The organism is Plantibacter sp. Leaf1, assembly GCF_001421315.1.
In the GTDB taxonomy this organism is placed as follows: Bacteria; Actinomycetota; Actinomycetes; order Actinomycetales; family Microbacteriaceae; genus Plantibacter.
The window spans coordinates 337,803-353,492 of sequence record NZ_LMJX01000002.1 but is presented as its reverse complement, the minus strand read 5'-3'; the positions used below and the strand labels follow the sequence as shown (position 1 = coordinate 353,492).

The 15,690-nt window shown below is 68.7% G+C and carries 12 protein-coding genes; 8 read left to right on the top strand and 4 right to left on the bottom strand.

Annotation, left to right across the window (positions count from 1 at the left end; translation table 11 throughout):
* Positions 1 to 6 precede the first annotated feature (6 nt).
* Entirely contained in the window at positions 7 to 237 is a 231-nt protein-coding gene (locus tag ASE44_RS03905; RefSeq protein ID WP_056011197.1) for a hypothetical protein, read from the bottom strand.
* 215 nt (positions 238 to 452) lie between these two features.
* Here ASE44_RS03905 and ASE44_RS03900 point away from each other — a divergent pair, with 215 nt between their 5' ends.
* Positions 453 to 2,531 (top strand): type IIA DNA topoisomerase subunit B, encoded by a 2,079-nt coding sequence (locus tag ASE44_RS03900; RefSeq protein WP_056005950.1) that lies wholly within the window; start codon positions 453 to 455, stop codon positions 2,529 to 2,531.
* Between the two features lie 107 nt (positions 2,532 to 2,638).
* On the opposite strand, the gene ASE44_RS03895 is transcribed toward ASE44_RS03900, so the two are convergent.
* Positions 2,639 to 5,149 (bottom strand): DNA topoisomerase (ATP-hydrolyzing) subunit A, encoded by a 2,511-nt coding sequence (locus tag ASE44_RS03895; protein WP_056005947.1) that lies wholly within the window; start codon positions 5,147 to 5,149, stop codon positions 2,639 to 2,641.
* A gap of 87 nt (positions 5,150 to 5,236) precedes the next feature.
* On the opposite strand from ASE44_RS03895, the gene ASE44_RS03890 reads away from it, so the two are divergent.
* Positions 5,237 to 6,379, top strand: a complete 1,143-nt coding sequence (locus tag ASE44_RS03890; RefSeq protein ID WP_056777565.1) for an alkaline phosphatase family protein — start codon at positions 5,237 to 5,239, stop codon at positions 6,377 to 6,379.
* Positions 6,380 to 6,391: 12 nt separating this feature from the next.
* Here the strand turns inward: ASE44_RS03890 and sepH are convergent, their stop codons facing one another.
* Positions 6,392 to 7,513 carry a septation protein SepH gene (sepH, locus tag ASE44_RS03885; protein WP_056777563.1) on the bottom strand — a complete coding sequence of 374 codons (1,122 nt, stop codon included), beginning with the start codon at positions 7,511 to 7,513 and terminating at the stop codon, positions 6,392 to 6,394.
* 200 nt (positions 7,514 to 7,713) lie between these two features.
* Between sepH and ASE44_RS03880 the strand changes: the two genes are divergently transcribed.
* Positions 7,714 to 8,007, top strand: a complete 294-nt coding sequence (locus ASE44_RS03880) for a DUF4193 domain-containing protein (protein ID WP_056005937.1) — start codon at positions 7,714 to 7,716, stop codon at positions 8,005 to 8,007.
* A 96-nt stretch (positions 8,008 to 8,103) separates the two neighbouring features.
* Here ASE44_RS03880 and ASE44_RS03875 read toward each other — a convergent pair whose 3' ends face one another.
* Complete coding sequence (locus ASE44_RS03875) at positions 8,104 to 8,550, bottom strand: DUF3093 domain-containing protein (protein ID WP_056777559.1); 447 nt, start codon at positions 8,548 to 8,550, stop codon at positions 8,104 to 8,106.
* 38 nt (positions 8,551 to 8,588) lie between these two features.
* Here ASE44_RS03875 and dut point away from each other — a divergent pair, with 38 nt between their 5' ends.
* The 5 genes from dut (at position 8,589) to dxs (ending at position 15,667) form a co-directional block, all read left to right on the top strand.
* Entirely contained in the window at positions 8,589 to 9,092 is a 504-nt protein-coding gene (gene dut / locus ASE44_RS03870; RefSeq protein ID WP_056777556.1) for a dUTP diphosphatase, read from the top strand.
* A complete protein-coding gene (locus ASE44_RS03865; protein WP_056005926.1) occupies positions 9,089 to 9,709 on the top strand; it encodes a DUF3710 domain-containing protein in 621 nt (206 codons plus the stop codon). The genes dut and ASE44_RS03865 overlap by 4 nt, the downstream gene beginning before the upstream one ends.
* 3 nt (positions 9,710 to 9,712) lie before the next feature.
* Positions 9,713 to 10,501, top strand: a complete 789-nt coding sequence (locus ASE44_RS03860; protein WP_056777555.1) for a DUF3159 domain-containing protein — start codon at positions 9,713 to 9,715, stop codon at positions 10,499 to 10,501.
* 244 nt (positions 10,502 to 10,745) lie between these two features.
* Positions 10,746 to 13,559: an aconitate hydratase AcnA gene (gene acnA, locus ASE44_RS03855; RefSeq protein ID WP_056005919.1), complete on the top strand. Its 2,814-nt coding sequence runs from the start codon at positions 10,746 to 10,748 to the stop codon at positions 13,557 to 13,559.
* A 143-nt stretch (positions 13,560 to 13,702) separates the two neighbouring features.
* Positions 13,703 to 15,667: a 1-deoxy-D-xylulose-5-phosphate synthase gene (gene dxs, locus ASE44_RS03850; RefSeq protein ID WP_056005915.1), complete on the top strand. Its 1,965-nt coding sequence runs from the start codon at positions 13,703 to 13,705 to the stop codon at positions 15,665 to 15,667.
* Positions 15,668 to 15,690: the final 23 nt, after the last annotated feature.

The window sequence follows — 15,690 nt, the reverse complement described above, 5'->3', positions numbered from 1 at the left end:
GGGAGGCTACGCGCGCTGCTCGGTGAAGAGCCGCGCGGACTCGTCGTGCCAGTCGGTCGCGACCTGCGTCAGCTTCTCCTGGTACTTCTTGCCGTGGTGCGCGCAGAACAGCAGCTCACCGCTGTTCATCTGCACGCGGATGTAGGCCTGTGCTCCGCACAGATCGCAACGATCGGCGGCAGTCAGTTGCTGGGCGTCGAGGTCACTCGGCGTGCTCTCGGTAGCAGTCTGTGACATGTGCTCCTCCTGACTCGGGCGGCTACGAAACTCGTAGTACTCATGAAAGCACGCGTTCGCCGCAACGGTGTGCCTTTGCGCGTTCGTTTCGCTCTGCGCGTAGATCATTCGGACCAGACCCTCAGCCGGATGGGTGGCCGGCCGGAATGCAGGATGGCGGGATCGCCGCCGAGTGTCACCATCGGCGTGTCGGACGCGGAGACTACTCTTGAGAGGTGAGCAGCGACTACTCCGCCCGGCATCTCTCCGTCCTCGAAGGCCTCGAGGCGGTGCGCAAGCGACCCGGCATGTACATCGGATCGACGGACTCGCGGGGCCTCATGCACTGCCTCTGGGAGATCATCGACAACTCGGTCGACGAGGCACTCGGCGGGCACGGTGACGAGATCGAGATCATCCTGCACGCCGACCAGAGCGTCGAGGTCCGAGACCACGCGCGAGGCATCCCGGTCGACATCGAGCCGAAGACCGGCCTGTCGGGCGTCGAGGTCGTGTTCACGAAGCTGCACGCCGGCGGCAAGTTCGGCGGTGGGTCCTACGCCGCGTCGGGCGGGCTGCACGGCGTCGGCGCCTCCGTCGTCAATGCGCTCTCGGAACGGCTCGATGTCGAGGTGGACCGCGGTGGCAAGACCTACGCGATGTCCTTCCACCGTGGCGAGCCCGGCATCTTCGCCGACACCGGTGAGCCCACGCCGGACGCACCGTTCACCCCCTTCGAGAAGCAGAGCGAACTCCGGGTCATCGGGAAGACCAAGCGCGGCGTGACGGGCACGCGGATCCGCTACTGGGCCGACCGCCAGATCTTCACGAAGGGTGCGCAGTTCCAGGCTGAGGAGCTGTTGGGCCGAGCCCGTCAGACGGCCTTCCTCATCAAGGGGCTCGGCATCCACATCCGCGACGAGACCGTCGAGGAACCGACCGAGGCGATGTACCGCTATGAGGGCGGCATCTCGGAGTTCGTCGACTACCTGGCGGGCGACACCGCCCTCACCGACACCTGGCGTCTCACCGGAAGCGGCACGTTCACCGAGACGGTGCCCGTCCTGTCGCCGTCGGGCACCATGGTCGCGACCGAGGTGGAACGGGAGGCGGAGGTCGACATCGCCCTTCGCTGGGGGACCGGGTACGAGACGGTCATGCGGAGCTTCGTCAACATCATCGCCACGCCGAAGGGCGGCACGCACCAGCTGGGGTTCGATCAGGGGCTGCTGAAGTTCCTCCGGGCCCAGGTGGAGCAGAACGCCCGCCGCCTGAAGGTCGGCTCGGACAAGCTCGAGAAGGACGACGTCCTCGCCGGCCTGACCGCCGTGCTGACGGTCCGGCTCGCGGAGCCGCAGTTCGAGGGCCAGACGAAGGAGATCCTCGGGACGCCTGCCGTGCGGGCCATCGTGGCGAACGTCGTCGCCAAGGAACTCAAGGAGCGGTTCGCGTCGACGAAACGGGATGACAAGGCGCAGACGGCGCTCGTGCTCGAGAAGATCGTGTCCGAGATGAAGTCCCGGATCTCCGCCCGGACCCACAAGGAGACGCAGCGCCGGAAGAACGCCCTCGAGAACTCGTCACTGCCGGCCAAGTTGGTCGACTGCCGCTCGGGCAACCTCGAGTCGAGTGAACTGTTCATCGTCGAGGGGGACTCCGCCCTCGGGACGGCGAAGCTGGCGCGCGACAGCTCGTACCAGGCGCTCCTCCCGATCCGCGGCAAGATCCTGAACGTGCAGAAGGCCTCCGTCTCCGACATGCTGTCGAACGCCGAGTGCGCGTCCATCATCCAGGTCATCGGAGCCGGGTCAGGTCGATCCTTCGACCTCGACGCCGCCCGGTACGGGAAGATCATCCTGATGAGCGACGCGGACGTCGACGGTGCGCACATCCGCACGCTCCTACTCACGCTCTTCTTCCGCTACATGCGGCCGCTCATCGAGGCGGGCCGCGTCTTCGCTGCGGTGCCACCGCTCCATCGGGTCATCGTCATCAACCCCGGTTCGAAGCCGAACGAGACGATCTACACCTACTCCGAAGCCGAGCTGCACGCCGTGCTCGCCGACCTCAAGCGCACCGGCAAGAAGCATCAGGAACCGATCCAGCGGTACAAGGGACTCGGCGAGATGGACGCCGACCAGTTGGCGACGACCACGATGGATCGACGCCACCGCACGCTCCGCCGCGTGCGCGTCGAGGACGCCGAGTCGGCCGGACGTATCTTCGAACTCCTCATGGGCAACGACGTCGCCCCGAGGAAGGAGTTCATCGTGGACAGCTCCGACCGACTGTCCCGGGAGAGCATCGACGTCTGATCCTCGCGGGGTTCACGAGGCCCGAGGACGACCCCTCTGGTTCGGGAACGATCGAGGCCCGGTGCGAGCGGATGCTCGGACCGGGCCTCGTCGGCGCAGGACAGGATTCAGTCGGATTCGTCGCCGGCGGTCGCGTCATCCGTGGTCGGCGGAGCGACCGGCGGTGTGATCGCGCCGCCGATGAACCCGATGGGAGCGTCGAGCGGCGTGCCGGATGCGTCACGCTTGGCCCCGACCTCCGGGAGCGTCCGAGGCGTCCCGTCCGTGCCGACGGCGTGTGCCGGAGCGGCGCCGACCCAGGCGACGGCCAGCTGATCCTCACCCTTCAGGAAGCGTTGCGACCGGACCCCGCCCGTCGCCCGACCCTTGGCGGGGAACTCCGAGAACTCGGACACCTTCGCGCTGCCGGTGTCCGTCCCGGCCAGCGTGAGTGAGTTCGTCGCGACGGTGACGACGACGACCTCGTCGTCCGGGAGGACGGCGGTGAAGGAGATGACCTTCGCACCGGCGGCGAGGTTGATGCCGGCCATGCCACCCGCGGCACGACCCTGCGGCCGGACGGACGACGCGGCGAAGCGGAGGAGCTGCGCGTCGGAGGCGACGAACACGAGCTCGGCGTCGTCACCGACCTGCGCCGCACCGATGACGCGGTCGCGCGGCTTCAGCGTGATGACCTCGAAGTCGGGCTTCGCGGGCAGATCGCCCGGGATGACGCGTTTGACCACGCCGGTCTCGGTGCCGAGCACGATCGGCTGCTCGCTGGAGAGGGAGACGATGGCCAGCACCCGCTCATCGCGGTCGGGCAGGGAGAGGTACTCACCGATCCGGACGCCGGCCGCGAGCTGGATGGACGCCGCGGGCACCGCGGGGAGGTCGAGCGGCGTGAACCGGATGAGCCGTCCCTTGCTCGTGACGGCGCCGAGCTCGGTGCGGCTGGTGGTCTCGACGACGCTCAGGATCGCATCGTGCTTGCTCCGACGTCCTGGCCGGGGCGCCTGAGCGTCCGGGTCGAGGTCGACGCGGAGCGCCCGTCCCGTCGCGCTGAGGTAGACACGGCACGGGGTGTCGGCCAGTTCGAGGATCGGGGCGCTCTTGCCGCGCCCGGTCGTCGCGACGCTCGGCTTGGCGTTCGTCAGCATCGTCCGTCGTGGGGTGCCGAACTGCTCGGCTGCGGCGGCGAGTTCCGCCGAGACCGCCGCCCGGATCAGTCGCTGGCTCCCGAGCAGGCGCTCGAGTTCGGCGATCTCCGCGAGCAGCTTGTCGCGCTCCGCCTCGAGTTCGATCCGCGAGAACTTCGTGAGCCGTCGAAGCCGGAGCTCCAGGATGTACTCGGCCTGCAGCTGGGACAGGTCGAAGACCTCGATCAGTCTCGCGCGGGCCTGCTCCGAGTCGTCGCTCGCCCGGATGACTTGGATGACCTCGTCGATGTCGAGGATCGCGATGAGGAGGCCCTCGACGAGGTGCAGGCGTTCCTTCCGCCTCGCCAGCCGGAACCGGCTCCGGCGGGTGACCACACTGATGCGGTGGTCGACGTACACCTGGAGCAGCTCGCGGAGACCGAGCGTCTGCGGGCCGCCGTCCACGAGGGCGACGTTGTTGATGCTGAACGAGTCCTCGAGGGGGGTGTACCGGTAGAGCTGCTCGAGGACGGCTTCGGGGGAGAAGCCGGTCTTGATCCCGATCACGAGCCGAAGTCCGTGCATCCGGTCGGTGAGGTCGGTGACGTCCGAGATGCCGTTGAGCTTCTTGGAGGTGACGCCGTCCTTGATCTTCTCGATGATCTTCTCGGGCCCGACCAGGTACGGGAGTTCCGTGATGACGAGGCCGGTCTTCCGGGCGGTCACCGGTTCGACGGACACCTTCGCGCGGGTCTTGAAGGAACCACGGCCCGTCGCGTATGCGTCCTTGATCCCGTCGAGCCCCACGATCGTCCCGCCGGACGGCAGGTCCGGTCCGGGCACGAACTCCATGAGGTCCTCGAGGGTCGCCTGCGGGTGCGCGATGAGGTGCCGGGCGGCGCCGATGACCTCGACGAGGTTGTGCGGCGCCATGTTCGTCGCCATACCGACCGCGATGCCGCTGGCACCGTTCACGAGCAGGTTGGGGAACGCCGCCGGCAGCACCTCCGGCTGCATGAACTGGTTGTCGTAGTTCGGGACGAAGTCGACGACGTCCTCGTCGAGGTCGGCGGTGAGCGCGAGGGCAGCGGCGTCCAGCCGGGCCTCCGTGTACCGGGGGGCGGCTGGTCCGTCGTCGAGCGATCCGAAGTTGCCGTGGCCGTCGATCAGCGGCACACGCAGGGTGAACGGCTGCGCGAGGCGGACGAGCGCGTCGTAGATCGCCGTGTCGCCGTGCGGGTGCAGCTTGCCCATCACCTCACCGACGACCCGCGCCGACTTCACGTGACCGCGATCCGGGCGGAGACCCATCTCGGTCATCTGATAGAGGATGCGGCGCTGGACGGGCTTCAGCCCGTCGCGGGCATCAGGGAGGGCGCGGGCGTAGATGACCGAATAGGCGTACTCCAGGAAGGAGGTCTGCATCTCCGACGAGACATCGATGTCCTCGATGCGCTCGCCACTGGGCTCCGTCGGCGGGGTCTGCTGTTGGCGGGTCATTCCGTGTCTCTGCTGAGGGACACCGAGCCGATGCTCGGCGGCGATGGCGGGGCTCGCTCGACCATGCGGTGTGCGAGACTGAGCCCGATGACCTCCATGCTACCGACGGTCGATCCTGACTCGCGCAGCCTTGCCGATGTCCTCCCGGATTGCCTCGCATCCCTGACCTCGAGCGGTGGATCGCTGCCGTCGGCCGACCACGCCATCGTCGTCCTCGTCGACGGCCTCGGCGCTGCGAACCTCCGCGGAGCCGCCGCTCACGCCCGCTTCCTCGCCCCCCGTCTCGGCCCTCGGTCGACGACGACCTCCGCGTTCCCGTCGACGACCGCCGCCGGGATCGCGACGCTGACCACCGGGGCACTCCCCGGCCGTCACGGACTCGTCAGCTATCGAGCCAGGGACCTCGCCGGAGACCGGGTCGTCAACCAGCTGAGCGGCTGGGACCCCGGCATGGTCCCCGAGACCTGGCAGCGTCTGCCCACCGTGTTCGAACGGGCACGTGCGGAGGGTGTCACCACCACCGTCATCGGCCAGGAGCGGTACCGCGGTTCGGGCTTCACCCGAGCGGTCCTCCGTGGCGCGGACTACCGGGCGGGACGCTCGATGGCCGACCGTCTCGACGCGGCGCTCGACGTCGTCGCCGCGAGCTCCGGACGGACCCTGAGCTACGTGTACGTCCCGGAACTCGACCAGGCGGCGCACGAGTACGGATGGGAGTCCGCCCGCTGGACGGCGCTGCTCGAAGAGCTCGACGGCGACCTGAGACGGTGGTCGGCCCGGCTACCGGCCACGGCCGGAGCCCTCGTCACCGCCGACCACGGCGTCATCGACGTCCCGGCCCACCAGCACGTCCTGTTCGATCAGGCCCCGGCGCTCGTGGACGGCGTCCGACACGTCGGCGGCGAGCCGCGATGCCTGCACCTCTATCTCGACGCCGACGCGGACGCCGCGGACCACGAGCGGCTGGCGGCGTCCTGGAGGTCAGAAGAGGGCGCTCGGTCCTGGGTCGCGACGCGAGCCGAGGCGATCGAGCACGGCTGGTACGGCGAGGTCGATCCGGAGGTGCTGCCGCGTATCGGGGACGTCATCGTGGCCGCCCGCAAACGCATCGCCTACTACGACTCCCGGCCGACCGATCAGAGTGCGCGCGGGATGATCGGTCAGCACGGGTCACTCACCGACGACGAACGTCGGATCCCGCTCCTCGGCCTCGGGCGCTACGAGCCCTGACGGCTCCGCCGATCAGACGGGGTCGTCGTCGGACTTCGCACCGAACACGATCTCGTCCCAGGACGGCATCGACGCCCGTCCGCGTCGTGCCTTCGCACCGGCCGGTGTAGCACCGTCCCCATGGGGATCGGTGTCGCGCGAGCGTCGCTGCTGCGCCGCCTCGAACTCACCGGTGTCGAACACCGCCAGGGGCGTCTGCTGGTCCGGCACGGCATGCGGCGTCGACGGCCGTTCGGCGGGTTCGGGTTCGCTGGGCGCGGACTCCCGCTCACCTCGACGCTTCCGGAGCGCCTCGAGGAGGTCCGCGGTCTGGTTGTGCTGATCGGGGCTGGAGGCCTCACGGTTGATGGCCGCCTGGGTCGCCGCCTTCGAGGAGGGCGCGCGGCCGAAGCCGGTGTCGGCCGCGAACGGCAGCGGATCGATCGGACGGGTCTCCGCCGCTCGCGTCACCTCGGCGGGCGGTTCCGTGGACGCCCGGTCGAGGGAGAACGCTCCGCTGTCGAAGCGGGAGGTGTCGGGGGAGTCGTCGGTGTCGACCGCACGCAGGCGTGGGATCAGCGCGGCCGGGAGGTCGCCCTGCCGGGAGAGCGTGGTGGCTTCACTGCCGATGGGGGTGAGCGCGAGCTTCTTCGGCTCGAACGCCCACCGCGCGTCGTGGTCGACCTGTTCAGCCGTGAAGGAGAGCTTGACGATCCAGCCACCCTCCGGTTCCTTCCAGCTGGTCCAACGTTCGTCGGTGGCTCCGAGCTTCTCGAGCCGGGCCCGGATGACGTTCCCGAACGTCGCCTCGATGTCGTCGGCGGTGGTGTCCGTCGTCGGGAGCACGGCGACCCCGAGGGCGGTGCCGACGATGTGTTCGCGTTCCGCCATCACCGGACCCTCGAACCGCTGGACGTACTCCAGGGACGCTCCCGTGACCGCGGCGACGTCCTCGGCGGACAGACCGCTGCGGATGTGCGCCTGCACTTCGCGCGGGCTGATCTTGGTGGCGCCGCCGATGGGGGCCCCGGCCAGTTTCGCCCGCCGGAGGTTGACGTGGAATGCGTCGTCGACGATGAGGCGGTACTCCTCCTCGTTCCGATCAGCAACGATCAGAGCTCCGAGCTCCGCCCCGACTACCTTCAATTCCTGCATGATGAATGCCTCTCAGCGCGCCACGTGATTGACCCACGTTCTCACGGATCACCGGGTGATCCGGGGAATACACCGGGCGTGCCGTCAGTTGCACGGGAAGGTTCCGCACCCCCTCCTGAACACGGTTTGCTATTCACGCGGAACTGATGCAAACTGTGCCCGCCGATTTTGTATCCGACGGCATCGAGAAGTGGATAGGCATGGCAACTGATTACGACGCTCCCCGCAAGACCGACGACGATTCCGAGTCGATCGAGGCCCTGAAGGAGCGCGTTCCAGACAAGCTGTCGGGAGTCGTCGACTCCGAAGACGCCGACAACCCGGGTGATTACAACCTGGGCGGATCCGATCTCTCCGACCTCGACCTCGACGTCGTCGTGCTCCCGCCTCAGGCGGACGAGTTCACCTGCATGGAGTGCTTCCTCGTGAAGCACCGCTCGCAGCTGGACCACGAGGGCAAGTTCGGCCCGATCTGCGCGGAGTGCGCAGCCTGACGACACCACCGCATCAGCGGTAGACGGAACCCCTCCGGATCTCGATCCGGAGGGGTTCCGTCGTTCCCGCTCCCGCCGGGTGCGGTTCGGTCGGGTTCAGACGGTCGAGCGCGCGGTGGCGATCGCGTCGGCGAGCAGCTGCGGCCGCCGGGACGACAACAACCAGTACGGCGTCGGGTCGGCCGGGTCGGTGATCTCCACCTTGACGAGGCTGTGGACCCACCCGCGGATCATCAGCCACGCCCTGGCGTCCAGCTTGGTGCGGAGCTGTGCGGTCGCCTCCGCTCCGGTGTACACGACGACCTCGCCCACCTGCGCGAGCGGGATGGACGCCTTGCCGACCGACAGGGTCGTACCGGAGACCTCGATCCTCGGCGCCGACCCGAAGGCGAAGGCGAGACACCCGCCGTAGAGGACCACCGCCCCGATGACCCCGGCCGGAAGCGACACCGGCGCGAGGACGAGCATGGTCGCCGGCACCACGAGGGCGAGGGCGATGATGACCCAGGGACTGGGCCAGAGGGTTTCACGGTACGGCTGCATGTCTGCCTTGTCTCAGAGAACTGCACTACCCTCGATTCGTGACCGAAAGCGTTGACGTACTCATTATCGCGCCGGATCTGCCCGGCTACGCACACCCGGGCGATGCGGGAGCCGATCTCGTCTCCGCCGAACACGTCGTCCTCCAACCGGGGGAGCGTGCCCTCGTCGGAACCGGGGTGTCCATCGCCCTGCCCGACGGGTTCGCCGCCTTCGTCGTCCCCCGGAGCGGCCTCGCAGCCAAGCACGGCATCACGGTCGTCAACGCGCCGGGCACCGTCGACGCCGGCTATCGGGGCGAAGTCAAGGTCACCCTCCTCAACACGGACCGCGACGCCGCGTTCACGATCGAGCCCGGCGACCGGATCGCCCAGCTCATCGTGATGCCGGTGGCCCGCGCCAACTTCATCCCGGTGGACCGCCTGCCGGGGAGCGCACGCGGAACGGGTGGGTTCGGCTCGACGGGCCGCGGCGCCCTCGCACACGCACCCGCCGACTCATCCACCAGCACCCACGGTGCCGCGCAGACAGGAACCCTCGCATGAGCGAACTCGAAGACCTTCCCGACCTCGACGTCGACGCCGAGCTGCCCGACGACGCGAAGTCCGCGCCGGAGGACCGCGACAGCGCCGGCCCGTTCGACGAGAGCGAGGCCAACCCGGTCCGTCCGTACATCGACCTCGGCGGCGTCAAGGTGTTGCCGCGCGAGGGCCTGAACCTCCGGCTCGAGGTCGAGGAGGCCACCAAGCGTGTCGTCGCCGTCGGCCTCGACTACGCCGGTTCGACCCTGCAGGTCCAGCCCTTCGCCGCCCCGCGGTCCACCGGACTGTGGAACGAGACCCGCGCCCAGATCGCCGAGCAGATCGCGCAGCAGGGTGGGACGGTCACCGAGCGCGAAGGGGAGTTCGGCCCGGAACTCGTCGCCGAGGTCCCGACCGGCGGAGCCGCCGGTGCCGAAGCCACCCACCTCGCACGGTTCATCGGGGTCGACGGCCCGCGCTGGTTCCTCCGTGGCGTGGTCGCCGGCGAGGGTGCCTCCAAGCCGGACGCCGCAGCGCTCGTCGACGACCTCTTCCGCAGCCTCGTCGTCGTCCGCGGCAACTCGCCGATGCCGCCGCGCGACCTCATCCCGCTGCGCATGCCGACGGCCACGAGCGCCTAGAGCATGTCGGGAGCAGCAGGAACCGGGCCGCACGACCCCGAGCGGCACGCCGCGGCCTCGGCCGAGGGCGCCGATCCGGTGGCCGATGACGGTCGTCCGCAGGCGGGTCCGTCGATGAGCGCCGCGTTCGGTGCGGCAGCCCGCAAGTCGGGCCTCGGAGCCATGGCGGAGGGTGACGCCCCCACGGGGAAGGCCCTCCTCGCGGCCATGGGCGGCATCCGGGGCATCGCCGAGGCGATCCTGCCCGGACTCGTCTTCCTCATCGTCTACACCCTCACCTTCGACCTCGTGCCGTCGATCGTGGCTCCCGTCGCCCTCGGCGTCCTGTTCGCCGTCGCGAGACTCGTACAGCGCCAGCCGGTGACCCAGGCTGTCGGTGGACTACTCGGGATCGCGCTCTCCGCCGCCCTCGCGCTGCTCTCCGGACGCGCCGAAGACTTCTACGTGCTCGGATTCTGGACGAACGGGGCGTACGCGGTGGCCCTGCTCGTCTCCGTGCTCGTCGGATGGCCGGCCGTCGGACTCGTCGCCGGGTATCTCATGGGGAGTGGTATCAGCTGGCGCACCCACCCAGGACAGCGCCGCGCCATGCGCTGGCTCACGCTCGTGTGGGTGGCGATGTTCGCCGCCCGTCTCCTCGTCCAGCTCCCGCTGTACTTCAGCGGGAACGTCGAACTGCTCGGAACCCTCCGCCTCCTGATGGGGATCCCGCTCTACGCTCCGCTGCTCGTGCTCAGCTGGCTCGTCGTGCGGGCCGTGTTCCCGAAAGCGCCGGCGTCCACCGTCGCGTGACCACGACCGAGAGCCCGGACCGACGCCGTCGTGCGTTCGGCACCGGGCTCTCGTGCTGTCCGGCATCCTGACGGCGCGGTGCTAGAATTGTCTCGACATCAAGATATATGCGCGGTGCCGAGATGACACGACGACTCCGACCCTGTAGTTAGGCAAGCCTTGCTAGCCCCGGAGACCCCGGCCGAAGCAAGATTGGTCGCAACGCACGTGAGTACTCGCCGCCGCCAATGAAGGAGAAGACGTTATGTCCACCGTGAACAGCTTCGGGGCGAAAGACACCCTGACTGTCGGGACGACCGACTACGAGATCTATCGCATCGACACGGTGGAGGGCCACGAGAAGCTGCCGTTCAGCTTGAAGGTGCTCCTCGAGAACCTGCTGCGGACCGAGGACGGCGCCAACATCACCGACGCGCACATCCGCGCCATCGGTGAATGGGTCCCGACCGCCGAGCCCGACACCGAGATCCAGTTCACGCCGGCCCGCGTCGTGATGCAGGACTTCACCGGCGTCCCGTGCATCGTCGACCTCGCCACCATGCGAGAGGCCGTCGAGGCCCTCGGTGGTTCGGCGGACAAGATCAACCCGCTCGCCCCGGCCGAGATGGTCATCGACCACTCCGTCATCGCCGACCTCTTCGGCAGCGAGAACGCGCTCGAGCGCAACGTCGAGCTCGAGTACGAGCGCAACGGCGAGCGGTACCAGTTCCTCCGTTGGGGCCAGACCGCGTTCGACGACTTCAAGGTCGTCCCGCCGGGAACCGGCATCGTGCACCAGGTGAACATCGAGTACCTGGCGCGCGTCACCATGACCCGCGAGGTCGGCGGCGTCCTGCGCGCCTACCCCGACACCTGTGTCGGAACCGACTCCCACACCACCATGGTCAACGGCCTCGGCGTGCTCGGCTGGGGCGTCGGCGGCATCGAGGCCGAGGCCGCGATGCTCGGTCAGCCGGTCTCCATGCTCATCCCGAAGGTCGTCGGCTTCAAGCTCAACGGCTCGATCCCGACCGGTGTCACGGCGACCGACGTCGTGCTGACGATCACGCAGATGCTCCGGAAGCACGGCGTCGTCGGCAAGTTCGTCGAGTTCTACGGTGCCGGTGTCGCCGAGGTCCCGCTGGCCAACCGCGCCACCATCGGCAACATGAGCCCCGAGTTCGGTTCGACCGCCGCCATGTTCCCGATCGACGACGTCACGCTCGACTACCTGCGCCTCACCGGTCGCAGCGAGGAGCAGATCGCCCTGGTCGAGGCCTACGCCAAGACCCAGAAGCTCTGGCACGATGCCGACGTCGAGCCCGCCTTCAGCGAGTACCTCGAGCTCGATCTCGCGACGGTCGTCCCCTCGATCGCCGGCCCGAAGCGCCCGCAGGACCGCATCGAGCTGAGCGACGCGAAGTCGCAGTTCGAGCGCGACCTGGTGGACTACGCCTCCGTCGAGCACGACATCGTCGACCTCGTCGGCGCCGACTCGTTCCCCGCGTCCGACCCCGCCGGAACGACGCCGCAGGACGAGGACAACCAGCACCACCACACCCACCGCAGCCACGCGCCGAAGTCGCTGTCCAAGCCGACGTCGGTCAGGCTCGAGGAGAACGGGGTCGACTTCACCCTCGACCACGGGGCCGTCGCCATCGCGGCGATCACCTCGTGCACGAACACCTCGAACCCGTCGGTCATGCTGGCCGCCGGCCTCCTGGCCCGCAACGCCAGCAAGAAGGGCCTGAAGGCGAAGCCGTGGGTCAAGACCACGCTCGCCCCGGGCTCCAAGGTCGTCACCGACTACTACGCGAAGGCAGGCCTCACCGAGTACCTCGAGGACCTCGGCTTCTACACCGTCGGCTACGGCTGCACGACCTGCATCGGCAACTCCGGTCCACTGCTCGACGAGATCTCGACCGCCGTCCAGGACAACGACCTCGCCGTCACCGCGGTGCTCTCGGGTAACCGCAACTTCGAGGGGCGCATCAACCCTGACGTGAAGATGAACTACCTGGCGAGCCCGCCGCTCGTCATCGCCTACGCCCTCGCCGGATCGATGAACTTCGACTTCGAGGTCGACGCCCTGGGCGTCGACGCCGACGGCAACGACATCTTCCTGAAGGACATCTGGCCCGACGCGGCCGAGGTCCAGGACACGATCGACTCCTCCATCAACAAGGAGATGTTCGACCACGAGTACAGCGGTGTCTTCGACGGTGATGAGCGCTGGCGTTCGCTCCAGACCCCCGAGGGCTCGACCTTCGAGTGGGACGAGCAGTCGACGTACGTCCGGAAGCCCCCGTACTTCGACGGCATGACCATGGAGACGACCCCCGTCTCCGACATCGTCGGCGCCCGCGTCCTCGCGAAGCTCGGCGACTCGGTCACGACCGACCACATCAGCCCGGCCGGCAACATCAAGGCCGACTCGCCCGCAGGTCGGTACCTCGACGAGCACGGCGTCGGACGCAAGGACTACAACTCCTACGGCTCGCGCCGCGGCAACCACGAGGTCATGATCCGCGGCACGTTCGCGAACATCCGCCTGAAGAACCAGCTGCTCGACGGCGTGGAGGGTGGGTACACCCGCGACTTCACGCAGGCCGATGCACCGCAGTCCTTCATCTACGACGCGTCGCAGAACTACCAGGCCGAGGGCACGCCCCTCGTCATCTTCGGTGGCAAGGAGTACGGCTCCGGTTCCTCCCGCGACTGGGCGGCGAAGGGCACGAGCCTCCTCGGCGTCAAGGCGGTCATCACCGAGAGCTTCGAGCGCATCCACCGCTCGAACCTCATCGGCATGGGTGTCGTGCCCCTGCAGTTCCCGGCCGGTGAGAGCTGGTCGTCCCTCGGTCTCGACGGCACGGAGGTCGTCTCGATCGCCGGCCTCGAGGAGCTCAACAACGGCACCACGCCGAAGACGGTCCGCGTGACGGCTGCTCCGAGCGAGCACTCGGCTCCCGGCAAGGAGACCGTCGAGTTCGACGCGGTCGTCCGCATCGACACCCCGGGCGAGGCAGACTACTACCGCAACGGCGGCATCCTGCAGTACGTGCTCCGCAGCCTCGTCTGACGCCGAGGTTCTACCACCAGGCCGGTCCCGACAGCAACCGTCGGGGCCGGCCTGCGGCGTTCGCCGCCCACCCCGTCCACGACGCGTACACTCGAAAGAAGGGCTCCGAGCGATCGGGAGGCCCACGGTGGAGGGACGACAGCGTGACAGTGCTCGATCAGGTGAACGGCCCACGGGACCTCGACCGCCTCACGGAGGCGGAACTCGTCGAACTCGCCGGAGACATCCGTGCCTTCCTCATCGCCAACGTCTCCAAGACCGGCGGGCACCTCGGGCCGAACCTCGGTGTCGTCGAACTCACGATCGCGATGCACCGGGTGTTCGACTCCCCGACGGACCCGATGGTGTTCGACACCGGTCACCAGTCGTACGTGCACAAACTCCTGACCGGCCGCCAGGAGTTCTCCGGTCTCCGGACCCGTGGTGGCCTCGCCGGCTACCCGCAGCGTTCCGAGTCCGAGCACGACATCGTCGAGAGTTCCCACGCGTCGAGTTCCCTCAGCTGGGCTGACGGCATCTCCCGCGCCTTCCAGATGACCGGGCAGGACGAACGACACGTCGTCGCCGTCGTCGGCGATGGAGCCCTCACCGGTGGGATGACGTGGGAGGCGCTCAACAACATCAGCGACGACAACACGCGTCGGCTGGTCATCATCGTGAACGACAACGGGCGCTCCTACGCGCCGACGATCGGTGGCATGGCACGCTTCCTGAGCGGCGTCCGCACCCGGCGGACGTACCGCGACCTGCGTGAGCGCAGCCAGCGTGCGTTCAACCTGCTCGGTGCACCCGGTCGCGCCATCTACCGGGGTGTCCGCGGAGGCGCCCACGGGTTCCTGTCCCGGCTCACGAACAACGAGGCGCTCTACTCCAACCTCGACATCAAGTACATCGGGCCGGTCGACGGACACGACATCCACGCGATGGAGGAGGCACTGACCCAGGCGAAGCACTACGGCGCACCGGTGATCGTCCACGCGATCACCGAGAAGGGTCGCGGGTTCCAGCCGGCACGGGACGACGACGCGGATCAGTTCCATGCCGTCGGCGTGATCGATCCCGAGACCGGGGAACCGGTCGGGGCAGCGTCCCGACCGTCCTGGACGGCCGTGTTCAGCGAGGAGATGCTCGCGGTGGCCGAGGCCGACGACCGCGTCGTGGCCATCACGGCCGCCATGCTGCGACCGGTCGGGCTCCACGCCTTCGCCGAACGCTTCCCCGAGCGGGTGCACGACGTCGGCATCGCCGAGCAGCACGCCTTCACTTCAGCGGCCGGGCTCGCCTTCGGTGGACTGCACCCGGTGGTGGCCGTGTACGCGACGTTCGTGAACCGCGCCTTCGACCAACTGCTCATGGACGTCGCGCTGCACCGCGCGGGGGTCACGATCGTCCTCGACCGCGCCGGCGTGACCGGCCCCGACGGACCGAGCCACCACGGCATCTGGGACCTCGCGATCCTGCAGGTCGTCCCGGGTATCCGGATCGCGGCGCCGCGTGATGGTGAGCGGCTGCGCGAGGAACTGCGTGAGGCCGTCTCGATCGACGACGCCCCGACCGTCATCCGATTCCCGAAGGGCAGCGCCCCCGCCGAGCTCCCGGCCGTCGAGCGTCTCCACGACGGTGTCGACGTCCTCCGGACGACTGAGCAGCCGGACGTCCTCATCGTCGCCGTCGGCCCGATGGCGCCCATCGCGATCGACGTGGCGGACCGGCTCGCCCAGCAGGGCATCGGTGCGACCGTCGTCGACCCTCGCTGGGTGGTCCCCGTCGCCGAATCGCTCGTCGAGCTCGCCGCGGCACATCGGCTCGTGATCACCATCGAGGACGGTATCCGCGTCGGAGGCATCGGCACCCGCATCAGGCAGACCCTCCGCGAGGCCGGTGTCGACACGGCCGTCGACGAACTGGGCGTGCCGGACGAGTTCATCGACCACGCGTCCCGCGAGCAGATCCTCGAGGATGCGGGCCTCACGGCGCAGCAGATCGCCCGCGACGTCGTGGCACAGGTCCTCGGTAGCCGGATCCCCGTCGCCCGCCCACTGCCTGACGACCGCGTCGAGCAGGACACGTCTTCGGAGCGGAGCACGACGAGGCCGCACGGCGCCTGACCGCGGGCTGTGGCGCGCTTGAC